The organism is Citrobacter sp. B72 (assembly GCF_016894305.1).
Lineage (GTDB): Bacteria > Pseudomonadota > Gammaproteobacteria > Enterobacterales > Enterobacteriaceae > Citrobacter > Citrobacter portucalensis.
In genome coordinates this window covers 448,964-472,805 of the sequence record NZ_CP069801.1, presented here as the reverse complement: position 1 = coordinate 472,805, position 23,842 = coordinate 448,964, and the positions used below count along the sequence as shown (strand labels likewise).

General features: G+C 52.5%; 21 protein-coding genes. 9 read left to right on the top strand and 12 right to left on the bottom strand.

Annotation, left to right across the window (positions count from 1 at the left end; all coding sequences use genetic code 11):
- Window positions 1–267: 267 nt before the first annotated feature.
- Both argR and yhcN read left to right on the top strand, forming a co-directional pair.
- Window positions 268–738 (top strand): transcriptional regulator ArgR, encoded by a 471-nt coding sequence (gene argR / locus JQN59_RS02270; RefSeq protein WP_003025162.1) that lies wholly within the window; start codon window positions 268–270, stop codon window positions 736–738.
- A 377-nt stretch (window positions 739–1,115) separates the two neighbouring features.
- Window positions 1,116–1,382 (top strand): peroxide/acid stress response protein YhcN, encoded by a 267-nt coding sequence (gene yhcN, locus JQN59_RS02265; protein ID WP_003828812.1) that lies wholly within the window; start codon window positions 1,116–1,118, stop codon window positions 1,380–1,382.
- A 57-nt stretch (window positions 1,383–1,439) separates the two neighbouring features.
- On the opposite strand, the gene JQN59_RS02260 is transcribed toward yhcN, so the two are convergent.
- The 4 genes from JQN59_RS02260 to aaeX all read right to left on the bottom strand — a co-directional run bounded on the left by JQN59_RS02260 (window position 1,440) and on the right by aaeX (window position 4,954).
- The gene (locus JQN59_RS02260) at window positions 1,440–1,718 is read right to left on the bottom strand and encodes a barstar family protein (protein ID WP_003025168.1); all 279 of its coding nucleotides are present in this window, start codon (window positions 1,716–1,718) and stop codon (window positions 1,440–1,442) included.
- Window positions 1,719–1,837: 119 nt separating this feature from the next.
- Window positions 1,838–3,805, bottom strand: coding sequence for a p-hydroxybenzoic acid efflux pump subunit AaeB (aaeB, locus tag JQN59_RS02255; RefSeq protein ID WP_048225741.1), 1,968 nt, complete (start codon window positions 3,803–3,805; stop codon window positions 1,838–1,840).
- Window positions 3,806–3,810: 5 nt separating this feature from the next.
- Complete coding sequence (gene aaeA / locus JQN59_RS02250) at window positions 3,811–4,743, bottom strand: p-hydroxybenzoic acid efflux pump subunit AaeA (RefSeq protein WP_003828814.1); 933 nt, start codon at window positions 4,741–4,743, stop codon at window positions 3,811–3,813.
- Between the two features lie 7 nt (window positions 4,744–4,750).
- Window positions 4,751–4,954, bottom strand: coding sequence for a p-hydroxybenzoic acid efflux pump operon protein AaeX (gene aaeX / locus JQN59_RS02245; RefSeq protein WP_003828816.1), 204 nt, complete (start codon window positions 4,952–4,954; stop codon window positions 4,751–4,753).
- A 184-nt stretch (window positions 4,955–5,138) separates the two neighbouring features.
- Between aaeX and aaeR the strand changes: the two genes are divergently transcribed.
- Window positions 5,139–6,068 (top strand): HTH-type transcriptional activator AaeR, encoded by a 930-nt coding sequence (gene aaeR / locus JQN59_RS02240; RefSeq protein ID WP_008785957.1) that lies wholly within the window; start codon window positions 5,139–5,141, stop codon window positions 6,066–6,068.
- 86 nt (window positions 6,069–6,154) lie between these two features.
- Here aaeR and tldD read toward each other — a convergent pair whose 3' ends face one another.
- The 7 genes from tldD to mreB form a co-directional block, all read right to left on the bottom strand.
- Window positions 6,155–7,600, bottom strand: a complete 1,446-nt coding sequence (tldD, locus tag JQN59_RS02235; protein WP_149607297.1) for a metalloprotease TldD — start codon at window positions 7,598–7,600, stop codon at window positions 6,155–6,157.
- A gap of 147 nt (window positions 7,601–7,747) precedes the next feature.
- Window positions 7,748–11,548 carry an AsmA2 domain-containing protein YhdP gene (gene yhdP / locus JQN59_RS02230; protein ID WP_149607296.1) on the bottom strand — a complete coding sequence of 1,267 codons (3,801 nt, stop codon included), beginning with the start codon at window positions 11,546–11,548 and terminating at the stop codon, window positions 7,748–7,750.
- Window positions 11,549–11,659: 111 nt separating this feature from the next.
- Window positions 11,660–13,129, bottom strand: a complete 1,470-nt coding sequence (gene rng, locus JQN59_RS02225; RefSeq protein WP_003025190.1) for a ribonuclease G — start codon at window positions 13,127–13,129, stop codon at window positions 11,660–11,662.
- The gene (locus JQN59_RS02220) at window positions 13,119–13,712 is read right to left on the bottom strand and encodes a Maf family protein (RefSeq protein WP_057067977.1); all 594 of its coding nucleotides are present in this window, start codon (window positions 13,710–13,712) and stop codon (window positions 13,119–13,121) included. Before JQN59_RS02220 ends, rng begins: the two co-directional genes overlap by 11 nt.
- Before the next feature lie 7 nt (window positions 13,713–13,719).
- Window positions 13,720–14,208, bottom strand: a complete 489-nt coding sequence (gene mreD / locus JQN59_RS02215) for a rod shape-determining protein MreD (protein ID WP_003025196.1) — start codon at window positions 14,206–14,208, stop codon at window positions 13,720–13,722.
- Window positions 14,209–15,231, bottom strand: a complete 1,023-nt coding sequence (gene mreC / locus JQN59_RS02210; protein WP_003828827.1) for a rod shape-determining protein MreC — start codon at window positions 15,229–15,231, stop codon at window positions 14,209–14,211.
- Between the two features lie 66 nt (window positions 15,232–15,297).
- On the bottom strand, window positions 15,298–16,341 hold the full coding sequence (gene mreB / locus JQN59_RS02205; RefSeq protein WP_000913396.1) for a rod shape-determining protein MreB: 1,044 nt from the start codon (window positions 16,339–16,341) through the stop codon (window positions 15,298–15,300).
- Here mreB and JQN59_RS02200 point away from each other — a divergent pair.
- Window positions 16,319–16,639 carry a hypothetical protein gene (locus JQN59_RS02200; protein ID WP_153752135.1) on the top strand — a complete coding sequence of 107 codons (321 nt, stop codon included), beginning with the start codon at window positions 16,319–16,321 and terminating at the stop codon, window positions 16,637–16,639. The two genes, mreB and JQN59_RS02200, sit on opposite strands and share 23 nt — an antisense overlap.
- Window positions 16,640–16,647: 8 nt before the next feature.
- Here JQN59_RS02200 and csrD read toward each other — a convergent pair whose 3' ends face one another.
- Complete coding sequence (gene csrD / locus JQN59_RS02195) at window positions 16,648–18,588, bottom strand: RNase E specificity factor CsrD (RefSeq protein ID WP_048215442.1); 1,941 nt, start codon at window positions 18,586–18,588, stop codon at window positions 16,648–16,650.
- 225 nt (window positions 18,589–18,813) lie between these two features.
- Here csrD and acuI point away from each other — a divergent pair, with 225 nt between their 5' ends.
- The 5 genes from acuI (at window position 18,814) to accC (ending at window position 23,735) form a co-directional block, all read left to right on the top strand.
- Window positions 18,814–19,788 (top strand): acrylyl-CoA reductase (NADPH), encoded by a 975-nt coding sequence (gene acuI / locus JQN59_RS02190; RefSeq protein ID WP_003828832.1) that lies wholly within the window; start codon window positions 18,814–18,816, stop codon window positions 19,786–19,788.
- A gap of 119 nt (window positions 19,789–19,907) precedes the next feature.
- On the top strand, window positions 19,908–20,912 hold the full coding sequence (gene msrP, locus JQN59_RS02185) for a protein-methionine-sulfoxide reductase catalytic subunit MsrP (RefSeq protein ID WP_057067970.1): 1,005 nt from the start codon (window positions 19,908–19,910) through the stop codon (window positions 20,910–20,912).
- A complete protein-coding gene (gene msrQ, locus JQN59_RS02180; protein WP_048215440.1) occupies window positions 20,913–21,512 on the top strand; it encodes a protein-methionine-sulfoxide reductase heme-binding subunit MsrQ in 600 nt (199 codons plus the stop codon).
- A gap of 392 nt (window positions 21,513–21,904) precedes the next feature.
- Window positions 21,905–22,375, top strand: coding sequence for an acetyl-CoA carboxylase biotin carboxyl carrier protein (gene accB, locus JQN59_RS02175; protein WP_003025210.1), 471 nt, complete (start codon window positions 21,905–21,907; stop codon window positions 22,373–22,375).
- 10 nt (window positions 22,376–22,385) lie between these two features.
- A complete protein-coding gene (gene accC / locus JQN59_RS02170) occupies window positions 22,386–23,735 on the top strand; it encodes an acetyl-CoA carboxylase biotin carboxylase subunit (protein ID WP_003828838.1) in 1,350 nt (449 codons plus the stop codon).
- The last annotated feature ends 107 nt before the right edge of the window (window positions 23,736–23,842 follow it).

Genomic DNA, 23,842 nt, shown 5'->3' with positions numbered 1-23,842 from the left:
AAACCACCCACACAGTAGAGCAACTTTCCAACAGGTGCTGACAATATACCCTACCCGCCTCTCAAAACAACATCAATTTGATAACATTTAATTTACTTTTAACCTTATTTGCGAGCCGTGACACAGGCATGTTTCTTGATAACGAAATTTGATAAAATTCCGCTCTTTCATAACATTATTTCAGCCTTGAACAAGGCAGACTGTTTGCATAAAAATTCATCTGTATGCACAATAATGTTGTTTCTACCGCCATATTACGGGTGACTTATGCGAAGCTCGGCAAAACAAGAAGAATTAGTAAAGGCGTTTAAAGCGCTGCTTAAAGAAGAAAAGTTCAGCTCTCAAGGCGAAATCGTCCTCGCGTTGCAGGATCAGGGCTTTGATAATATCAATCAGTCCAAGGTTTCACGCATGCTGACCAAATTTGGCGCCGTGCGTACCCGCAATGCGAAAATGGAAATGGTGTACTGTCTTCCGGCGGAGCTGGGCGTACCCACGACCTCCAGCCCGCTGAAAAATCTGGTGTTGGATATCGACTATAACGATGCGGTCGTGGTTATTCATACCAGCCCTGGCGCTGCTCAGTTGATTGCACGTCTGCTTGACTCATTGGGGAAAGCGGAAGGTATCCTGGGTACGATTGCCGGTGACGATACCATCTTCACCACCCCAGCTAAGGGTTTTACGGTAAAAGATCTGTACGAAGCCATTCTGGAACTGTTCGAACAAGAACTGTAATACCGCCTCCCCGTCGCCTCGCGGCGGGGGAAAACACTCTCTTTTCATCCCCCTCCTTCTCTTTTCCACTGCTATTGATTTAACAAATGGTGCGTTTAACCATCAAAATACATTCACATGGTGAATGTGCAGCCTTAAAAACGCACATTTTGCAAAATCAAGCATCTACATGATTTAATTAAATTTATTTTGTATAAGCTGTTTGAAATGCTCTTTTTAATTCCATTGAGTTATAAAAAATCATTTTCTTAACACTCAAAACCCAGTGAAACAATTAGCGTGGTATTAATTTATTGGGTGATTAGTGTATACTTGATTTTGTGATAAGGGTCACGAAACACAGACCCCCAATAAAAGAATTCGACGAGGTAAATATCATGAAAATCAAAACTACTATTGCAACCTTAAGCCTTCTTTCTGTTCTCTCCTTCGGTGCAAGCGCCGCGGTTACTCAGGTGAACTCACAAGAAGCACAGAATCTGCAATCCATCGGTAGCGTCTCCGTCTCTCAGATCGGTAGTTCACCAATGGACATGCGTCAGGCCATCGCCGCTAAAGCTGAAAAAGCAGGCGCCAGCAGCTATCGCGTCACCGAACTCCGTGAAGGTGCTCACTGGCACGCTACTGCAGAACTCTACAAATAAACCCTCGTCGTCTAAGTCCGACGACTTGCCCCCGCCTGCCGGGGGCTTTTTTATGTCTTACATTGAGTGACGAACGTTAAAACGCAACTGCCCTTCCAGCTCTTCTTCCGCTTCATCGAACAGTAAAATCAACGCGCCGTATCGCCTGCGCAGCTTGTCCGGTAAATGGACAAATTCAATCTCCAGCGGCAGCGGCAAGACTTCCCCGATCACCACCTCCCACAGAGAATCCAAATCAACCACCTTTTCCCGGGCCAGACCGAATGTGCGCGTGAACTCGCGGTAGAAATCGCCCTGATCTTCTATCTCGTCAAAATCAAATGTATAGATGTTCATCTATAGCCACCATCCCGACGCCAGCTACTCTACAGACCGCCAATATCCAGGGGTCTCTCGCATTTTCAGGTAAGTATAGCCATAAAAAAACCGACGCTTTTAGCGTCGGTTTTCAACTCTTAATTACTGACCAGCGCATGCTGGTATTTGTGCAGCATCCCACTGAGTCGTTTTACCGGCTCGGTCACCTGCGGCGGTGCTTGCCAGATGATTAATTTCTCCTGGTAGACCTCGAGCTCCTCCAGTAACTGGCTAAAGTAGCGTCGGCGCTTGTCGTCATTTCCTGCTGAAATTACGTGATCGGCAGTACGACGAAGCTGACGATGGAATGCGGATAGATCCTCGTTTACCGGTACCGGTGCATCACGCAGGCGCTGATGCGCGATAATCATCGTCAGCGCCAGGCGAAACTTCGCCAGATCGCCGGGAAACTTGTTCATCAGTAAAAACAGCTGCTGATAAAGTGCCGGAAGATGATTTTCTTTACGACGGACTACATTGGTGGTCATTGCTGAAACCGCCGCCGAAACAAACTGGTTGAGCAATACGCGGCCTGTTCTGTCACGAGAGTTATCACGCACCAGCAGAATGACGATAAACGCCAACACGCAGCCAACAATCTGCCCCAGCGCACTATCAAGGAACTGGCTAAAGTGGAAGGTCATCGGGTTATCCAGCACAATGATATTAATGGTGCTGGCCAGCGCCCCCATCGATCCCAACCGTCGTTTCTGTACCTCAATCCCCAGAAAGAATCCCAGCACCGCCAGGCTCAGGCACAGTAACAGCATGCTTTGTTGCGTATTAGGGATAATCACCAGGAAATAGAGCGCTCCGAGCGGTAACGCTGCCAACGTCCCATAGATAAAGTCTATCGCCACCATGCGAGGATTTGGCAAACGCATTGCCAGCGAGGTGACGACCGCAATCATCACCATTGCACCGCTGCCGGAAGTCCATCCGGTCCATAGCCAGAATAAGGTCCCCAGCACACAAGAAAGCGTGGTACGCCAGAAGTTAACCATCGCATGATGACGCTCGGCAGACTCCACTTTCACCACCGGCTCACCTTGCAGGATCTCTTCTTCCGTAGCGCTAATCTTGGTATTACTCACCACACCACGTTTGAGCAGCAGGTAGCGCGTCGCCGCACCTGCCCAGCTATAAATCGTTACCGGTGTTTCACGTTCGCCAGTCCAGACAATAACCCGACGCATCCGCTTCAACTGTTTGTGGACATCCTGCACCGTTTCAACCGGCGTATCGAACAACTCGCGGAAGGTGTCGGTGATAAGTTCCGGGCGGGTATTTTGAATAAGGTAAGTTTCACAGGACTGAGTAATGAGCGTGAGCGACAGCGTGTTTAATGCTTTGAGTCTGCGATTAGCACGCACCCAACGTGAAGACTCCATATTGAGGTTGCTGCGCATGCCCTCCAGCGCCGCCGTTCGACGGACTAAATCGCCCCAAGCTTTATCCACGACCTCGCTGTCGCCGTGCTTAATGCACAACTGCATCAGTTGATATTGCGCCACCAGCAGGCTATCCAGCTCAACATCAATCTCTTGTTTTATCGAACGGGGAGAAAAAAGCAGATCGGCCACAATGGCGCAGACAATCCCCATCACAATTTCACTGCAACGTTCGAGTGCAAACTGTGGCGTCAGCAGCGGTTCAGCCTGAATGGTAATGACGATGATCAGCGCCGTATAGCCCGAAAGCCCCCAGGCATAGGAGTTCTCGATCTTCACCAGTGACGAGATCCAGGTACAAAAACCGGCCCAAATACAGCACACCAGGATCATCAATAACGGAGCGCGGATCATACTGATGATAATGATCAGTCCGGCAATACAACCGATAAATGTCCCGACAATACGCAGCATGCCGCGATAGCGAATAGCCCCTGAATAGGGTTCCCCACCGGCAGCAAAGGCCGGGCCTGCCGCCACAATAGCTGCAGTCAGCACCGCCCAACGCGGAGTCTCAAGTTGGAAGTGAAAACCAACGAACAGCGCCAGTACAATCGCGCATGCCAGTTTTACCGCAAAGCGGATATGCTGGTTGGCAATGGAGAAAATACCCATCACGATTAACCAAACTCGCGCAGGCGGTGCGCCATTTTACGGAAGAAGGACTCCTGGCTTGCATCACGGTCCTGCTTACCGGTAATGACAACGGTAGCCGTTGTCCCGGCAGGCCACAGAGTTCCCTGCTGTTCATCAAGGCGGATTCGCACCGGTACACGCTGCGCCAGGCGCACCCATTCCAGATTTGAATCAATGGTCGCCATACCTTTTGCATCCTGCGTACTGCTGGCATTTGTTACCCCCGCCGCCACGCTATCAACGGTACCTTTTAAGACATTATTACTGCCCAACGGGGTGATCTCAGCGCGATAACCAGGGCGAACGCCTTCCAGTTTGGTTTCTTCCATATAGGCCAGCACATAGAAAGAATGCTGTTTGACCAGTGCCACCGCTGTGGAACCACGCGTAATAAATTCGCCGCTATAGACGTTCAGGTTAGTGACCCAACCGTCTGCTGGTGCGCGAATGACGGTACGTTCCAGATCTAATTTTGCCAGGTCGCGGGTCGCTTGTGCTTTCGCAAGCTGGTGTAATACGGTTTGCAGGACGTTGTTTGACTGGTCAATCTCTTCACGAGACATGGCCTGCACGCCAAGGCGGTTACGACGTCCAGCCTCCTGGCGTTTTTCCTGGGCCAGAACCTGATAATAAGAAACATCAGCTTCGGCCTGCTCAAGGGCTTTCTTGTAGCGTGGCTGATCGATGGTGAACAGAATCTGATCCTTTTTCACCAGTTGGTTATCATGGACGTTAACGTTGGAAATAAGACCCGCAACATCCGGCGCAATAGCGACAACTTCCGCGCTGAAACGCGCATCACGTGTCCATGGCGACTCGGTGTAATACACCCATGCGCGAAAAATAGCGATGAAGGCCAGAATGACCAGTACGAGAGTCGTGGCCGTACGGGAGAGTTTTTTTGTTAGTGTTTTCACTTCAACCTCAAACGAACAGGCGCGTTATTAAATAGAACAGGCAGCAATACAGCGCGGTGTTAAACAGAGCCGGATGCCAGACAAAATCATAGATGCCGGTTGGAACCAGCATCCGGCGCACCAGCCAGAAAATCGCCAGTGACAAAAGTAATTCGAAAAAAATCGGTGGGAAGGACAAACCAAACACCACGATAACGGGAAACAGACTCATGTTGACCTTGGTAACTTAAGAGAGTGCAGGTGATAGATTTTCTAGCGTATGTCACCGCAGAGAAGGGCAAGGATGAGCCAGGCGAGAGCGACATAGCTGTTATTTGAATAATAATATATTAACGTAACTGTTATGCTGTTATCTATATTATGTGATCTAAATCACTTTTAAGCCAGAGTGAACAATGGAACGATTAAAACGTATGTCGGTGTTCGCCAAAGTCGTCGAACTGGGCTCCTTCACCGCCGCCGCAAGACAGCTACAAATGAGCGTTTCATCGATAAGCCAGACGGTCTCCAAACTGGAAGATGAGCTACAGGTTAAGCTGCTAAACCGCAGTACACGCAGCATTGGGCTGACCGAAGCTGGTAAAATTTACTATCAGGGCTGCCGGAGAATGCTGCACGAAGCGCAGGATGTTCACGAGCAGCTTTATGCCTTTAACAACACGCCCATCGGTACGCTGCGCATTGGTTGTTCTTCAACCATGGCACAAAATGTCCTCGCCGGATTGACTGCGACCATGCTGAAGGAATACCCCGGTCTGACGGTAAATCTGGTAACAGGCATCCCGGCACCGGATTTAATCGCCGATGGTCTGGACGTGGTCATCCGCGTCGGTGCGTTGCAGGACTCCAGTTTGTTCTCGCGTCGCCTGGGCGCCATGCCGATGGTGGTCTGCGCGGCTAAAAGCTATCTCGCACAGTTTGGTGCCCCGGAGAAACCCGCCGATCTCAGCAACCACTCGTGGCTGGAATACAGCGTGCGCCCGGATAATGAATTCGAGCTTATCGCTCCGGAAGGAATTTCCACCCGCCTGATCCCAGAGGGTCGTTTTGTGACTAACGATCCGATGACATTGGTGCGCTGGCTGGCTGCGGGTGCAGGCATTGCCTATGTGCCGCTAATGTGGGTGATCAATGAGATCAATCGTGGCGAAGTGGAGATCCTCCTTCCCCGCTACCAGTCGGATCCGCGTCCGGTCTATGCGCTATATACCGAAAAAGACAAACTGCCGCTCAAGGTCCAGGTGGTGATTAACTATCTGACGGAGTATTTTGTCGATGTAGCGCAGCTTTTTCAGGGGATGTACGGCCGGGGAAAAGAGAAATAAAAAGAGTATTGGCCGGATAAGGCGTTGACGCCGCGTCCGGAAAGATGCCCGATAGCGCTGGTGCTTATCGGGCATACATCATGATGTTATGCAGTACCACCTACCGTCAGGTTATCCACCTTCAGCGTCGGCTGGCCCACGCCCACCGGCAGGCTCTGCCCTTCTTTACCGCACACACCAACCCCGTTATCCAGCTTCAGGTCGTTACCTACCATCGAAATCTGCTGCATCGCTTCGATACCAGACCCAATCAGCGTCGCGCCTTTCACCGGTTTGGTTACTTTACCGTTTTCAATCAGATACGCTTCAGACGTCGAGAACACAAATTTCCCGGAGGTGATATCCACCTGGCCGCCGCCGAAGTTAGGTGCATAAATACCGTATTCAACGGATTCGATGATTTCCTGCGGCGTGGATTTCCCCGGCAGCATGTAGGTGTTGGTCATACGTGGCATCGGCAGGTGCGCGTAAGATTCACGGCGACCGTTACCCGTTGGCGCGACGCCCATCAGGCGCGCGTTCAGTTTGTCCTGCATGTAGCCTTTCAGAATACCGTTTTCGATCAGCACGTTGTACTGACCCGGTGTGCCTTCATCATCAATAGCCACAGAGCCACGACGGTCCGCCATTGTGCCATCATCCACAACGGTACACAGTTCCGACGTCACCAGCTCACCCATGTGACCGCTGAATACCGAGGTACCACGGCGGTTAAAGTCACCTTCCAGACCATGACCGACCGCTTCATGCAGCAGAACGCCAGGCCAGCCAGCGCCGAGTACTACCGGCAGCGTACCAGCAGGCGCTGCTACCGCGGACAAATTAACTAACGCCATGCGTACGGCTTCTTTCGCCCAAGCGTCAGCACGGACTTCACCATCAAGGTCGCCAAGGAAATAGTCATAGCCAAAACGACCGCCACCACCGCTGGCACCGCGCTCGCGCTTACCGTCCTCTTCGACCTGTACGCTTACGGACAGGCGTACCAGCGGACGAACGTCAGCGGCCAACGTACCGTCGGTCGCTGCTACCAGAATCAGTTCATAAACACCGGTCAGGCTGGCGGTTACTTCCTGGACGCGTTTGTCGGCGGCACGGGCCACGCTATCAACGCGACGCAGAATATCCAGTTTCTCTTCGCGGCTCATGCTCTGTAACGGATCAACCGAAGTGTAAAGCGCCTGATGCTCAACCGCTCCTAGCGTTTTTACTTTGCCGTCACCGCTGTCACGCACGATAGTACGGGCAGCATGAGCACTTTGCTCCAGCGCCAGCAGGCTGATCTGGTCTGCATAGGCAAACCCTGTTTTTTCGCCGCTGATGGCGCGCACGCCAACACCCTGATCGATATTGTAAGAGCCGTCTTTAATGATGCGGTCTTCTAAAACCCAGGATTCGTGATAGCTCGACTGAAAATAGAGATCGCCGTAGTCAAGACGGCGTTCGGCCAGTTGGCCCAGAATGGCAAACAGATCCTGATGTTTCAGGCCATTCGCCGCTAGCAATTGTTCACTTACCAGGTTCAGACTCATCGTTTTGGTTACTCATTTAATTCTGCCGGATGGCGGCAAAAACGCCTTATCCGGCCTACGTTGTTAGGCTACTGTAGGCCGGATAAGCGCTGCTCCATCCGGCAATACTATGTACTGAGATTGGGGCAATTACTTGCCCCCGTCAAATCATTGCTGGCTTTCTTTGCGCGGCTGACGCAGAACTTCGTTAATCTGCGGTTTATCGACCGGACCGGTGATGCGATAGCGCAGAATCGAAACTTTGCTCCATAATGGTCCCAGAACCTTACTGGCAGCAAACACCGCCGCACCGACAATCGGGTTGACAGCAAACGCAGCGGCAACCCCTACGGTGGCAGAAATTTCAGGCGCGACAATGGCTTCCATATCCAGCTCCCGACGGACCAGGTTCACTGAGCCTTTCATCGCAATGTCTGCCTCCAGACCATCCACCAGCGTGTCGTCGGTATGCATCACACCATCTTTGATCCACGCCGTGCTGCGAATCGAGTCGAAATAGAAACCTTCACTGAAGGTATCGCTAAAATCAAAACGCAGTTTACGTAGCAACGCATCAAAGCTCAGCAGTCGCAACAGTTGCCCCGCATGCCCGGTACTGAGTTCGGTAAGCTCACCTTTGCCCAACCGGGTACGCAAAATCCCATTCAGCGAAGCTTCGTCCGGATCCCATGGCGGGTTACGCCAGTGCAGGTCATACTCCACGTTGAACGAAGAATTACGAATCGGGGTCGATACGCCAAAGAAACTGGCCGCAGAGTCAATTTTATTACCGCTCAGTTTACCCTTCAGTGACGTTCGCTCTTTGCCCGGCGCATTCACCCACACGCCATCGGTGGTCAGTCTGGCAAAGCCCGTATCCAACAGACCGTTGCTCAACGTTAGCGTGTCGCCTTTAATTGCTACATCGGCATCAATGCGCCCATATTTCTGTCCCCACATCCAGCACTCGGCACAGCGTAACTGAAGGTCCGGCCAGCCGCGGAAGCTGAAGTTGTCCACGGCGGAAAACGGCGAGGCTGATGTGTTGCCCGGTGACGCTTTCGCCGCGCTGGGGTTGTAATAAAGATACTTAATATTGGCCAGCCATGGCGCATTATTGCGCATCGCCAGCGTGGCATTAATTTCACGACCCTGCGCCTGCACGATGGAGCCATTGCTCGCAGGCTCAGACACAATACTCAAATTATTCCACTGCTGACCGCCCAGGGATAATGATGGCGTACGCACGGTGATGCGTTGTGGGAAGTTGGCATTAGTGCCAACGTTATCCGCTGCGCCTTTTTGGAACAACGCCAGCCATTGCGCGCCATCCATAGGGGGAAGATTAAGCTCAATGCCTTGCTGATCGGGTAACGCGGGCACAGTACGGCTTTCCGACGTCCAGATAGCGCGGTCAAGCGTCAGTTTCTGATTCAGCAACCAGCGGCTGTTAAAGTGGTTCTTACTGCCAACATTGCCGGTCAGTTCAAAGCTGCGCAGATTACCGTTGGCCTTAACATTCACCGGCAACGCTTCACCGGGCGCTTTATTCAGCGGAGCAGGTAAGTGACTACTTACATTCTTCAGGTCACCCTTTAGCTCAATGTCGTAGGTCGGCCCGGCATGATACGGAAGATCGATACCCACTTTGCCATTCCACGCCATGCTGCCGCTTAAGGCGTCGTTGACCTGCGCCGGTAAAATCCCCATGCGGGTTGGCTGCCAGTCGCCTTGCAGGTTCACGGCTACCTGATAGGCTTTCGCCCCTTCGGTGGTGGAGAAGTCGACGTTCAGCGGCTGATTAAACCAGTTCGCCGTCATCGGCTCGCTCTTCAGATCGCCGTTGATAAAGCTGAATTTACCATTCAAATTCTTCAGCGTGCTGTCGAGTGGTTTAATAAACAAGCTGTTATTACGCAGGTTGACGTCGCCTTTGGCGGTAACCAGCGAGCCGTCTAGCGGAATATCAAGATGTAAGCGAGCATTCACATCACCGTCAATTTGCAACTGTTCCAGCGTGGCGCCGAGAGAATCCTTCAACGGAGTCTCATCAAAATAAGGTCCAACCGCCTTGCCTGGCCCGTTGATATCGGCATCAATCAGCAGCTTTTCTTTTGCATAGTCGGGAATATTAGCCGTCAGGTTACTGGCCTTCACGCCGCCTAGATTGACGCTATCCGTCTTCATCCACAGGCCATCGTTAATGAAGTTTAGTTCGATATTAAGATCGGTTAGCGCAGGCCAGTCGGGCTGGAAAGCAAATTTCGCATTGCGTAGCGGCACCAGGACCTGAAACTGCCCTTCATTGTGCAGATACGGGAACAGATTCGGGTTACCGCCATACACCAGCGTGGCGTTATCCGCTTCGCCGCCCTGAATAGCGCCGCTGAGGTAGTCAACCAGATCCTTACCCATCAGGTTTTCCGGGAAATAGCGCCAGGCCTGGGAGCCATCGTCGGTGCTGATACCGGCCAGAATGCCCAACCATGGCTCATCATCAGCCGGTTGCAGATAGCGAAAACCACCGCGCGCATGTACCGCTTTCGCTTTAACATCAATGTTGCGCCCGTCTAACTGGAAGCCTTTATCATTCTTCAGCCAGCTTAGCGTCGCCACGCCGTTCTCTATTTCCAGCGGCGCGCGGAAGACGGTTTCATACGGCATTTTTGCTTGTTTCATGGAGGCGGTGAGCGCCCCATTTTCAACGCTGCCCGCAAGCGTACCGGAGAAATGTTCTGCCCCCGGCAGCAGCTTCCACTGTTTCCAGGCCAAATCGGTCCACGAGGACAGGAAGCGGGTTTTTTCTGTCGCCTGTAACGGGATATCCAGCGCAAGCACATCTATTTTGCCGCTGGGTTGCGTGGCCCGCCAGATATCACCCAGCGCAGGTGATAACCGGGACGCCATCGGACGCAGTCCTTCTAACCCGGCCAGTTCCAGATTACTGGCGCGAATGCGTAGCTCATCACTGCGTTTGTTATTCTCGCCACCGACTTCCTGCTCGGGGATCCAGGCCAGTGTTAATGCCCCGCTCGGCCAGGGCTTATCATCCATGGTGATACGCGTATCGGGAATAGAGAATTGCCAGCCCGGCTCTTCACGGCTGATGTGCGCCGTCAGATTATCGACGGAGAGCGTGTGCGTACGATTTTCACCCAGCCAACTTGCCCCGCCTTTTTTCAGCCAGACATCACCACCAGAAACGACGCCTTTGCTGATCGTCATCCATGCTTCCAGGCTAAAACGCGCGGTTTGTAGCGCGACATTATCCTGCATCCATTTGCCCAGCCACGGTTTGACGTCGATGTCGTCTGCCTGCAGCCAGACTCGACCGTTATTCAACAGCCCTTCGTCATCACGCAGATCCATACGCACCTGCATAATGCCGTGCTGTCCGGTCAGGCTGGAGAGACTGACCTGACCCTCGGCGCGATGCCGATTTTTACCATTCAACCAGGTAAGCTGTGGGATCGCCAGTTCAGCACGTTGACCTGAGAGGGTTATAAAGCTGATATGGCTGTCGCGTAGATCGAAATGATCAAACTGACGCAGGAAGAGATCGCTGAGATGGCCGGTTTCAATCCCATCTCCGCCTTCGCTGCGCTGGATAGGAGTATTGGTGCGCAACTGCAGTTGCCAGAAGGTGAGATCGCGAAACTGCCAGCGCATGTGCAGCAAACTTTGCCAGACATCCAGCGCCAGCGTGACGCGTTTTACCGAAAATTCTCCCCCATCTTTCAGCTGCGCATGAATATTACGCGCTTCAAGCGTAGGACCGAAATTTTGCCAGCTGGCAGAAAGCTGGCTGGCGGAAACAGGTAGACCAGTGGCGGATTCAATCTTGCCAAGAATGGCCGGACGCCAGCTATCAAGATGAGGTAACGCAAGGCGCAGTCCACTGACCAGCAGCGCTGCGATGACAACGAATGCGGCTCCAGTGAGCAGTAAAATCCCCGGCAATCGCCTCACGCGCCTCTCCTTGTCTACCAAAAAATATGACTCACACCCCTTGAGTGAATATTGCCGGATAACGGCGCTTGCGCCTTATCCGGCCTACATGCGCGGGTGCCACTACACGATTTACATCATGACGACGTCGAACTGCTCCTGGTTATACAGCGGTTCGATTTGTACTTTGACCTGTTTGCCGACAAAGATCTCAACTTCCGCCAGCGCATGTGACTCTTCACCTTTCAGGGTTTCAGCCACTGCCGGAGAGGCATAAACCAGGAAACGATCGGAGTCATATGCATGGTGTACGCGCACGATTTCGCGCATGATTTCATAGCATACGGTTTCCACCGTTTTCACCGTACCACGCCCATGGCAGGTCGGACACTCGTTGCACAGTACATGTTCCACGCTTTCACGTGTGCGTTTGCGCGTCATCTCCACCAGGCCCAGCTGTGAAAAACCGTTAATGCTGGTTTTTACGCGATCCTTGCTCAGAGCCTGCTCCAGGGAGTGCAGCACCCGGCGACGGTGATCTTCATTATTCATGTCGATAAAATCGATAATGATAATACCGCCGAGGTTACGCAGACGCAGCTGACGAGCAATGGCCTGCGTTGCTTCAATATTAGTATTAAAGATAGTGTCGTCGAGATTACGATGCCCAACAAACGCGCCGGTGTTGATATCCACGGTGGTCATCGCTTCGGTTTGATCGATGATCAGATAACCGCCGGACTTCAGCTCAACTTTGCGTTCCAGCGCGCGCTGGATTTCATTCTCAACGTCAAAGAGATCAAAAATAGGCTGTCGCCCGCTGTAATGTTCCAGCTTGCTGGTCATCTCGGGGATATATTCCGCCGTAAATTCCAGTAACGCCTCATAGGTCAGACGGGAGTCGACGCGGATGCGGTCAAGCTGCGCATCGGCAAAGTCACGCAACACGCGCTGTGCCAGTGCCAACTCACCGTACATCTGGTATCGCGTTTGCGGGCGCTTTTTACGCTCCATGACTTTCGTCCAGACGCGCTTCAGGTAGGCAGCATCCGAGGCCAGATCCTCTTCGCATACGCCTTCCGCCGCCGTGCGAATGATGAAGCCGCCCTGCTCATCGCAGTAATCCGCCACCACTTTTTTCAGGCGTTCGCGTTCGGTTTCGCTTTCGATACGTTGGGATACGCCAACGTGCGAAGCACCCGGCATAAAGACGAGATAACGGGAAGGTAGCGTGATGTCCGTCGTCAGGCGTGCGCCTTTAGTTCCCAACGGATCTTTTACCACCTGTACCATCAGATCCTGACCCTGGCGCACCAGTTCAGAAATGTCGCGTACGGTGAACTGTTTTTGTTCTTCACCCGCCACGCATTCGGTGTGCGGCATGATGTCAGAAGCGTGAAGAAATGCGGCTTTATCCAGTCCAATATCTACAAAAGCCGCCTGCATACCCGGAAGTACACGACTTACACGACCTTTGTAGATATTGCCTACGATTCCGCGTCGCGCCTCACGTTCAATATGAATTTCCTGCAGAATACCACCATCGATGTAAGCCACCCGAGTTTCCGATGGCGTTACGTTTACCAACAATTCAGCCGTCATGTTTATCCCTTTTCTCACGCAGTGCGTTAAAATTGGTCAGCAACTCATACGTTTCTACCAGCGGTAAGCCGACTACGGCGTGATAGCTGCCATTTATCTTCCTGACAAAACAGCCACCCAACCCTTGAATACCGTATGCACCTGCTTTATCCATTGGTTCACCGCTGGCAACATAGCCCGCGATGTCCTCATCGGTTAGTGCTCTGAATGTCACTTCCGTCACTACCAGGCAGTCCAGACTGTGCTGGCGATCGGCCAGTGCCACGGCCGTCATAACTTGATGCGTTTTGCCCGACAGTTTGCGCAGCATTGCTGCGGCATGGTCGGCGTCGTGCGGTTTTTCCAACACTTCGCCATTAAGGATAACGATGGTATCCGCACCCAATACCGGCAAATCGCGCTGTGCCAGCACTACGCCAGCCTGCGCTTTTTCGCGCGCCAGACGGGAAACGTACTGCTGCGCGCTTTCCTGCGGGTGCCGCTGTTCTTCAATCCCAGGGACCAGTCGTTCAAACGTAACACCAAGCTGAGCGAGCAACTCCTGACGACGTGGAGAACCTGAAGCAAGATACAGAGTATTCATATCAACCTTATTGCACCGCAAACTGCTGACGGACTTTACGCATCAGTAAGAATAGCCATGGCCAAAGCACACCATTCACTACACTACTCCAGAACACTTCAGGTCTGAAAGAGACGTTGATCACTAAAAACTCGGCCCAGAAAACAATAATATCCACGACCAGTGATAACAACATGACCACCAGCGCCTGTTGCCAGAGCGCGAGGTTTCGGAATAGCTGGAATTTCAACGCGACCAGATAAGCAATGATACTCATCGATAATGCGCGCACGCCAAGCGTGGAGCCGCTGATGAGATCCAGTATGGCACCCACCACAAATCCCGTGCCCACATTTACGCGATGCGGCAGTGCCAGGATCCAATACAATAAGATGAGCAGCACCCAGTTTGGCCGGAAAACCAGAATGTCATCCGGCCAGGGCATGACTTGCAGCAACAGTGCAATAAGGAACGAGAGCCAAATCACCCAACGTCCCTGGCTACGATAGCTTGCCACTTACTGTCCTCCCGGCTTACGCGGAGCAGGTTGTGGCGGCGTGGTATCTGCGGGCGCTGGAGCCACGCCTGTTGCAGGTGCTGGCATTGGCGCAGGCGGTCCCATGGTATCTGGTGCAGGCAGAACTTGCGGCATCATCTGCATCAGACGTTCATTAGCAACGCGGTGTACTTCTTCCGGCGTCATCGGGTTTGCGCCATTACGATCGGCACCCCACAACAGCAGCAGATAGCGCAGACGCTGCAGACCCGCAGTCGGGCGAGCCTGAATCACGGTATAAGCACGCTGAGTGTCCAGCTTAACGGAAGAAACAACAGCAACCGGATAACCTTCAGGGAAACGTCCACCCAGGCCCGAGGTGACCAGCACATCGCCAACGCGAATGTCGGTGTTAGCCGGCAGGTGTTCGAGCTGAAGATCGTCGGTGCAGCCGTTACCCGCAGCGATCACGCGGATATCGTTACGCAGTACCTGAATGGGCAGCGCATGCGTCGCATCGCAAATCAGCAGCACGCGGCTGGTCAATTTAGCCACCGCCACGACCTGACCTACTACGCCTTTGTCGCTAATAACCGGCTGGCCTTCGTAGACGCCGTTAACGCTCCCTTTGTCGATCACAACCTGATCGCTGTAAGGGTCATTAACCGTTGAGATGACCTGCGTCACCATCTTTTGTTCGTCCTGACGCAATGGCGATCCCAGCAGCTCACGCAAACGCGCGTTCTCCTGTTTGTATTGCCCCAGCATCAGCAGTTCGCTGTTTTTCAGCAGCAGTTCCTGACGCAACGCCCGGTTTTCAAGTTCGAGTTGGTCACGCGAAGCCAGCGTTTGCGACACGCCGTCGAGTAATTCACGAGGACCATTTGAGATAAAGTAGAAAGGACTGACGGCGGTATCCATGTACGTTCGGATTTGACTAAACGTACCCAGGCGGCTGTCGGCAATAATAACGCCGAGCGCCACCAGCACCGCCAGAATAAGGCGAATCTGTAGCGACGGGCCACGGCTAAAAATTGGCTTCATAGTCTATGCGTATTCTCGTATCAGAGCGGAAGGGCAACCCGCGGGGGCTACCCAACCTGCATCCGATTACTCTTCGCTGAACAGGTCGCCGCCGTGCATGTCGATCATTTCCAGCGCCTTGCCGCCGCCGCGCGCCACGCAGGTCAGCGGATCTTCAGCAACAACAACTGGAATACCGGTTTCTTCCATTAACAGACGGTCAAGGTTACGCAGCAGCGCACCGCCACCGGTCAGCACCATACCGCGTTCGGAGATGTCAGACGCCAGTTCCGGCGGGCACTGTTCCAGTGCAACCATTACTGCGCTTACGATACCGGTCAGTGGTTCCTGCAGAGCTTCCAGAATCTCGTTAGAGTTCAGGGTAAAGCCGCGCGGAACGCCTTCAGCCAGGTTACGACCGCGAACTTCGATTTCGCGCACTTCGTCACCCGGATAAGCGGAACCGATCTCGTGTTTAATACGTTCTGCGGTCGCTTCACCGATCAGTGAACCGTAGTTACGACGAACATAATTAATGATGGCTTCATCGAAGCGGTCGCCGCCAATACGGACAGAAGAGGAGTAAACCACGCCGTTCAGGGAGATAACGGCAACTTCAGTGGTACCACCACCGATATCAACAACCATTGAACCGGTTGCTTCAGAGACTGGCAGACCCGCACCGATCGCGGCCGCCATCGGCTCTTCGATCAGGAACACTTCACGAGCACCTGCTCCCTGAGCGGATTCACGGATCGCACGGCGTTCAACCTGAGTTGCTCCAACCGGTACACACACCAGTACGCGCGGGCTTGGGCGCATGAAGCTATTGCTGTGCACTTGCTTGATAAAGTGCTGGAGCATTTTTTCAGTCACGAAGAAGTCAGCGATAACGCCGTCTTTCATTGGGCGAATTGCAGCGATATTGCCCGGCGTACGACCCAGCATCTGCTTCGCATCATGACCTACTGCAGCCACGCTTTTCGGCGAACCGGCACGATCCTGACGAATGGCCACAACAGAAGGCTCATTCAATACGATGCCTTGTCCTTTTACATAAATAAGGGTATTCGCGGTACCCAGGTCAATGGACAGGTCATTGGAAAACATGCCACGAAATTTTTTCAACATACTAAGGGATAATCCTGAAAGCTGGGGCGGAAAACAAAATCCGCTTACTTTACCAACCACACGCAGCAGCGACAAGGCGCAAAAATCATCTGCTACGGTGAAAATTAGTGCAGTTCGTTTCCTTTGTTACAAAACCGGCCTGAGTCCATCAGGGCTGAATAAATCAGCAGCACTCCTCGCTTTTGTTTGCAACCTGTCAAAGGTCATTCACCTGCATGTTTGCTGTTACAACCTGGCGAGCAGGCAAGCACACCCCCAGAAGGCACAGCGCGCGTTATTCTACGTGAAAACAAATTAAACGGCAGGTTAAACCGAGTATCTTTGCGAATATTTTTTCACGTTAGTGTCAAGTGGTTGTGATGCGGCAAAAAAATCCCCTTGCCCACCTGCAACTCCGCGTTCTGTCAGCGTATGCCACTCACTACGCGAACGTACGCCCGTGGCGTAAACCTGCGTGGGTGTTCCCGAACAGGCCTCCACCAGGCTTTGAACCAGAAGCTGATTTTCCGTTCGCTTATCAATGTTCCTCACCAGACTTGGATGAAGCTTCAATAACTCAACGTTAAGCTCTTTGATCCAACTGGTGCTCACCAGCGTTAACCCCGCCTGCGTAACGGCAATACGCACGCCCAGCGCATTCATCAATCTGATAACGGGCTGTAACCGGCTGATATGTTGACAGACATCTGCCTCAGCAAGTTCAATAATTATGCGTTTGCGTAATGATTTTTCGCACTGCATCAGCGTATCACGCAGCCAGCGCTGAAAACGTGGACGAATAAGCGATTCAACCGTTGTCTGCATCGCCAGATTTTCCTGCGGCCAGTAGCCCAAAAGCAGGATCAGACGGCTTATCTGCAAACGGTCATATTCTTCTGCCAGACCAAATTGCAGGACCATCGGCATATATTCCGCCGAAATGACCTCTTCGTTGCCATCAAAAATACGGCACATCAACTCCCGATGGTGCACCCGGCCTTCGCGCGTTACCGCAGGCTTTTGATAAATTCTTGGCCCACCCCGGCTGAGCATCTGTTCGATCAGCGTTCGCCAGCGTACATTGCCCCGACCTTTTTCCGGCAGCGAGTCATCATAGACCGACCAGCTATTTCCGCCCTGCAATACCGAATTCCGGGTGGCGGCTTCGGCATGATCCATTACTTGCTCCGGCGACTGACCGCTGCGGCAAACGCAAATGCCAATATGAACCATATCGGCACGATCGATCATTTTATTAGCCGGAAGTGCATCTACCGCTTTTAATAATTGCCCGGCGATGCTTTCCGCCTCTTTTAGAGTACGGTGCGGCAGCAGGATAGCAAAATCGCTACGGTGGTAGCGCGCCAGCAACGCGCCCGGATACCGCGTCATAAAAGTCGACAACAAATTGATCAGCGTCGAGATTTGTTCTTCCGCGAGGGTGATTCCCCAGCTATCGCGCAGCAGCGTAAAGTCCGGCAGGCGCACCATCATCACGACGCCATGCGAGCCTACTTTTTCCTGATCTTCCAGCAGCGTGGCCAGTTGGTTATCAAAGAACAAGCGGTTGCTTAGCCCGGTTTTTGTATCCTGCGCGACATAGGAACGAATCAGCGTATCCAGGCGGCTGCGTTGCTCGCGGGCATTTTGAATTTCAGTCAGCAGCATATCGAGCGCACTGCTGGTACGCGCAGGCCATTCATAGACCGTTCCCCGCACGTTCGGTCCACGTTCGCCGTTCAGAATACGTGTGGAACGAATCTCCAGCAGCTCCTGACCCGAAAGCTGGCGCTGAAGCCAGCGCACAGACAAAAAGAGCATCAGAATAATGAAAGCAATGGCTATCGTGAGCGGTGCGGTGGTCAGTAGCGAATGGAAATAGTTACCCATCGGATCCTGATAAACCAGACGCAATGACATACCCGGATGCTTGACCAACGGTACGGTAATCTCGCGGTAGAGATTGTTTGTCCCTGCCGGTCGGTAGCTGCTGGTCCGGGAGTGGTCATACACCACGTTTTCGCCCTGCAACAGTTCGATGCGCACGATATCAACAGAAACCATCAGTTCATCGATTTGCGGGGTTAACGCAACGACATCTCTGGAGACCAGATGCGTATCAATCGCCGTCGCGACCGCATGAACGCGCGTGGTGAACTTATATTGAATAGCGTTGTAGAAACTCAGCGAACAGCCGATCAGAGTCACGAAGATCGTTAACCCAGTAAGCAGCGTGACAAAAGCTGAAAATTTCGTCGTTAATCGCATCCTTGTGTTAACTCCGACAGTTATGAAACAGGCCTGAAAGTGATAAATCGACTCTAAAATGCAAAACTGACCACAAAATCCGCCAATTTATACAAACTGTGAGGGCATACTACCAAATCAGGTATATCTGGCAATTTATTGCGCAGAATCGGCATCATGTTTTGATTAGCGAGTATAGTCTTCATTATTAATTTTCCAATCCACTATACGAATTGAGGACAGGTTATGCAGGCTTTGATCTTAGAACAGCAGGACGGAAAAACCCTCGCATCCGTTCAACCCCTCGACGAAAATCAGCTACCGGAAGGCGATGTGACGGTGGATGTCCACTGGTCAAGCCTGAACTATAAAGACGCCCTGGCTATCACCGGCAAGGGAAAAATCATTCGTAATTTTCCGATGATTCCTGGTATCGATTTCGCTGGTACCGTGCGAGCAAGCGAAGATCCCCGTTTTCATGCGGGTCAGGAGGTTTTACTGACCGGTTGGGGCGTAGGTGAAAATCATTGGGGTGGACTGGCAGAACGCGCACGCGTGAAAGGCGACTGGCTGGTTGCGTTGCCAAAAGGGCTGGATGGACGTAAAGCCATGGTCATCGGTACCGCTGGCTTTACCGCCATGCTTTGCGTCATGGCGCTTGAAGATGCAGGAATTCGTCCGCAAGACGGTGAGATTGTCGTCACTGGCGCCAGCGGAGGCGTGGGCAGCACGGCCGTTGCGTTACTGCATAAGCTGGGTTATCAGGTTGCGGCGGTTTCGGGTCGTGAAAGCACCCACGACTACCTGAAAAGCCTGGGCGCTAACCGCATTCTTGGCCGCGATGAATTTGCTGAATCTCGCCCGCTGGAAAAACAGCTGTGGGCTGGCGCGGTGGATACCGTTGGCGACAAAGTTCTGGCGAAAGTCCTCGCGCAGATGAACTACGGCGGCTGTGTTGCCGCCTGCGGCCTGGCGGGCGGTTTCGCTCTGCCAACCACGGTGATGCCATTCATTCTGCGTAACGTTCGTTTGCAAGGAGTGGACTCGGTGATGACCCCGCCGGCACGCCGTGCAGAAGCCTGGGCGCGTTTGGTTAAGGATCTGCCGGAATCGTTCTATGCTCAGGCTGCAACGGAAATTACGCTGGCGGATGCGCCGAAGTTCGCCGATGCCATCATCAATAACCAGGTGCAAGGCCGTACGCTGGTGAAGGTGAAGTAACAGACTCTGGCGCAGAAATTTACACTTAATTAACGAAATTTCGCGGCACATCTACAGACTCCCTGCCATATTAACTACGCGTCCCCTGTCAGTTATGACGCGTAAGCCGGGAGTCTGTTATGAAGAAATTACGTCCATTTACAGAAGCCGACGTCACTGACGAGTCGGCTTTTTTTATGCAGCGTCGCCATGTACTGAAAGCATTAGGGATCAGCGCAGCCGCGTTGTCTTTACCCCACTCTGCGCAGGCTGACCTTCTGAGTTGGTTTAAGGGTAATGACCGCCCGCCCGCGCCTGCGGGAAAGCCGCTTGATTTCAGCAAGCCCGCCGCCTGGCAAAATTCGCTTCCTTTAACCCCAGCGGATAAAGTTTCTGGCTACAACAACTTCTATGAATTCGGTCTCGACAAAGCGGATCCGGCAGCCAACGCGGGTAGCCTGAAAACCGATCCGTGGACATTAAAAATCAGTGGTGAGGTCGCCAAACCACTCACTCTCGATCACGATACCTTGACCACCCGTTTCCCGCTGGAGCAACGGATTTACCGCATGCGCTGCGTGGAAGCCTGGTCAATGGTCGTGCCGTGGATTGGTTTCCCGTTACATAAACTGTTGGCGCAGGTGGAACCCACCAGCAATGCGAAGTATGTCGCGTTCGAAACGCTGTACGCACCGGAAGAAATGCCAGGGCAAAAAGATCGCTTTATTGGCGGCGGGCTGAAGTATCCCTATGTTGAAGGGTTGCGCCTGGATGAAGCGATGCACCCACTCACTCTGCTTACCGTGGGGGTTTATGGTAAGGCCCTTCCGCCACAAAATGGCGCGCCCATTCGCTTAATTGTGCCGTGGAAATATGGATTTAAAGGCATTAAGTCGATTGTGAGTATCAAACTCACGCGCGAACGCCCTCCGACAACCTGGAATCTGGCCGCGCCCAATGAATACGGGTTTTATGCCAACGTGAATCCGCATGTCGATCATCCCCGCTGGTCCCAGGCCACTGAGCGTTTTATTGGCGCTGGCGGTATTCTGGACGTACAGCGTCAGCCCACGCTGATGTTTAACGGCTATGCCGAAGAGGTTGCGTCACTGTATCGCGGACTCAATTTGCAGGAGAATTTTTAAGTGCGACTGACCGCAAAGCACATTACCGGGCTGAAATTTTGCCTGCATCTTGCCGGTTTTTTGCCGTTTATCTGGCTATTTTGGGCGATAAATCACGGCGGTCTGAGCGCGGATCCGGTCAAAGATATCCAGCACTTTACTGGTAGGACAGCTCTGAAATTCTTGCTGGCAACCTTGCTGGTCTCTCCACTCGCGCGCTACGCTAAACAGCCATTATTGATACGCACACGTCGCCTGTTAGGGCTATGGTGTTTCGCATGGGCAACACTGCATTTAACCAGCTACGCGTTACTGGAACTGGGCATTAATAATCTGGCGTTGTTAGGGCGGGAATTAATTACGCGGCCTTATTTAACCTTGGGCATTGTCAGTTGGGTCATATTATTCGCCCTCACCTTAACATCCACGCAGGCTGCGCAGCGAAAGCTGGGTAAAAACTGGCAGTATTTGCACAACTTCGTCTATCTTGTGGCGATCCTGGCACCCATACATTATCTGTGGTCGGTAAAAATTATCTCCCCTCAACCGATTATTTATGCAGCGCTCGCTGCGGTGCTATTAGCGTGCCGTTACAAGAAGTTTCGCCAGTGGTGGCGGTAGTTTCACGATATGTGCAGTGCGTTGCAAAACACGGACGATCCGATTTTCTTTACATGTTAACGGTTGATTATCTTCCCTGATAAGACCAGTATTTAGCTGCCAATTGCTACGAAATAGTTATAATGTGCGACTTTGCTATCCCCGGTAGCGTTTTTAAGGCGCTGAAAGGGTGACAATCGCATATTGAAGGTATATTTTGTCTTTTACCCGAAAATGGCAGAAGATAGCCGCACAATGACTAACAAGTCTGGCAATCTCACTTAATGGCAGCAGCACCCAGTGCAGCGCCTGAGATGCGTGGCATCTTGTCACTCACTGTTATAAAAATGCTATACAGACGGCGGTAAAACGCCTGTCACAATCTCACTAAACAAAGAGTACGGAACCCACTCATGGATATTCGTAAGATTAAAAAACTGATCGAGCTGGTTGAAGAATCAGGCATCTCCGAACTGGAAATTTCTGAAGGCGAAGAATCTGTACGCATCAGCCGTGCGGCGCCAGCTGCAAGTTTTCCGATGATGCAACAGGCTTATGCTGCACCAGTGATGCAGCAACCAGCTCTGTCTAACGCTGTCGCACAAACTGCCTCTCCAAGTATGGAAGCTCCGGCAGCAGCGGAAATCAGTGGTCACATCGTACGCTCCCCAATGGTTGGTACGTTCTACCGCACCCCGAGCCCGGATGCTAAAGCGTTCATCGAAATCGGACAGAAAGTGAATGCGGGCGATACCCTGTGCATCGTTGAAGCCATGAAAATGATGAACCAGATCGAAGCCGACAAATCCGGCGTAGTTAAAGCGATCCTGGTAGAAAGTGGTCAACCGGTAGAATTTGACGAGCCGCTGGTCGTCATCGAATAACGAGGCGAACATGTTGGATAAAATTGTTATCGCCAACCGCGGCGAGATTGCCCTGCGTATTCTTCGTGCCTGTAAAGAACTGGGCATCAAGACTGTCGCTGTGCATTCAAGTGCGGATCGCGATTTAAAACACGTATTGCTGGCGGATGAGACGGTCTGTATCGGCCCGGCTCCGTCCGTAAAAAGCTATCTGAACATCCCGGCTATCATCAGCGCCGCTGAAATCACCGGCGCGGTGGCAATTCACCCGGGCTATGGCTTCCTCTCTGAGAACGCCAATTTTGCTGAGCAGGTAGAGCGTTCTGGCTTTATCTTCATCGGCCCGAAAGCCGACACCATCCGCCTGATGGGCGACAAAGTGTCCGCAATCACCGCGATGAAGAAAGCGGGCGTACCGACAGTCCCAGGCTCTGACGGTCCGCTGGGCGATGACATGGACGCTAACCGCGCTCATGCTAAACGCATCGGCTACCCGGTTATCATCAAAGCCTCCGGCGGCGGCGGCGGTCGCGGTATGCGCGTCGTGCGCAGCGATGCCGAACTGGCACAATCCATCTCCATGACCAAAGCGGAAGCAAAAGCCGCTTTCAATAACGACATGGTCTACATGGAGAAATACCTGGAAAACCCACGCCACATTGAAATTCAGGTGCTGGCTGACGGTCAGGGTAACGCAATTTATCTGGCAGAACGTGACTGCTCCATGCAGCGTCGTCACCAGAAAGTTGTCGAAGAAGCACCAGCGCCAGGCATTACCCCGGAACTGCGTCGCTACATCGGCGAGCGTTGCGCCAAAGCGTGTGTTGATATCGGCTATCGCGGGGCGGGTACTTTCGAGTTCCTGTTCGAAAACGGCGAGTTCTACTTTATTGAGATGAACACCCGTATTCAGGTTGAACACCCGGTAACCGAAATGATCACCGGCGTTGATCTGATCAAAGAGCAGCTGCGCATCGCAGCGGGCCAACCGCTGTCCATCAAGCAGGACGAAGTTGTGGTTAAAGGCCATGCGGTAGAATGCCGTATCAACGCCGAAGACCCGAACACCTTCCTGCCAAGCCCGGGTAAAATCACGCGTTTCCACGCGCCGGGTGGCTTTGGTGTGCGTTGGGAGTCTCATATTTACGCAGGCTACACCGTACCTCCGTACTATGACTCAATGATCGGTAAGCTGATCTGCTATGGCGAAAACCGCGACGTCGCTATCGCCCGTATGAAAAACGCATTGCAGGAACTGATCATCGACGGTATCAAAACCAACGTTGACCTGCAGATCCGTATCATGAATGACGAGCACTTCCAGCACGGTGGAACCAATATCCACTACCTGGAGAAAAAACTCGGACTTCAGGAAAAGTAAGCGTGCGTTAACCGAAAAGGCCGGAAATTCCGGCCTTTTGTTTTTCTCCCCTCCCGCACGTGCCATAAGGTACAATCCCCGCTTTCTTTATCCACAAGGGACAAAAA

What these genes read in the sequence shown, in the direction of transcription:
- aaeB (WP_048225741.1), bottom strand. Translation starts at nt 3,805, where the DNA reads ATGGGTATTTTCTCCATTGCCAACCAGCATATCCGCTTTGCGGTAAAA.
- mreC (WP_003828827.1), bottom strand. Translation starts at nt 15,231, where the DNA reads ATGAAGCCAATTTTTAGCCGTGGCCCGTCGCTACAGATTCGCCTTATT.
- accC (WP_003828838.1), top strand. Translation starts at nt 22,386, where the DNA reads ATGTTGGATAAAATTGTTATCGCCAACCGCGGCGAGATTGCCCTGCGT.
- csrD (WP_048215442.1), bottom strand. Translation starts at nt 18,588, where the DNA reads ATGCGATTAACGACGAAATTTTCAGCTTTTGTCACGCTGCTTACTGGG.
- tldD (WP_149607297.1), bottom strand. Translation starts at nt 7,600, where the DNA reads ATGAGTCTGAACCTGGTAAGTGAACAATTGCTAGCGGCGAATGGCCTG.
- yhcN (WP_003828812.1), top strand. Translation starts at nt 1,116, where the DNA reads ATGAAAATCAAAACTACTATTGCAACCTTAAGCCTTCTTTCTGTTCTC.
- JQN59_RS02200 (WP_153752135.1), top strand. Translation starts at nt 16,319, where the DNA reads ATGCCACGAAATTTTTTCAACATACTAAGGGATAATCCTGAAAGCTGG.
- msrP (WP_057067970.1), top strand. Translation starts at nt 19,908, where the DNA reads ATGAAGAAATTACGTCCATTTACAGAAGCCGACGTCACTGACGAGTCG.
- JQN59_RS02220 (WP_057067977.1), bottom strand. Translation starts at nt 13,712, where the DNA reads ATGAATACTCTGTATCTTGCTTCAGGTTCTCCACGTCGTCAGGAGTTG.
- JQN59_RS02260 (WP_003025168.1), bottom strand. Translation starts at nt 1,718, where the DNA reads ATGAACATCTATACATTTGATTTTGACGAGATAGAAGATCAGGGCGAT.
- accB (WP_003025210.1), top strand. Translation starts at nt 21,905, where the DNA reads ATGGATATTCGTAAGATTAAAAAACTGATCGAGCTGGTTGAAGAATCA.
- rng (WP_003025190.1), bottom strand. Translation starts at nt 13,129, where the DNA reads ATGACGGCTGAATTGTTGGTAAACGTAACGCCATCGGAAACTCGGGTG.
- argR (WP_003025162.1), top strand. Translation starts at nt 268, where the DNA reads ATGCGAAGCTCGGCAAAACAAGAAGAATTAGTAAAGGCGTTTAAAGCG.
- acuI (WP_003828832.1), top strand. Translation starts at nt 18,814, where the DNA reads ATGCAGGCTTTGATCTTAGAACAGCAGGACGGAAAAACCCTCGCATCC.
- aaeR (WP_008785957.1), top strand. Translation starts at nt 5,139, where the DNA reads ATGGAACGATTAAAACGTATGTCGGTGTTCGCCAAAGTCGTCGAACTG.
- aaeX (WP_003828816.1), bottom strand. Translation starts at nt 4,954, where the DNA reads ATGAGTCTGTTTCCCGTTATCGTGGTGTTTGGTTTGTCCTTCCCACCG.
- mreB (WP_000913396.1), bottom strand. Translation starts at nt 16,341, where the DNA reads ATGTTGAAAAAATTTCGTGGCATGTTTTCCAATGACCTGTCCATTGAC.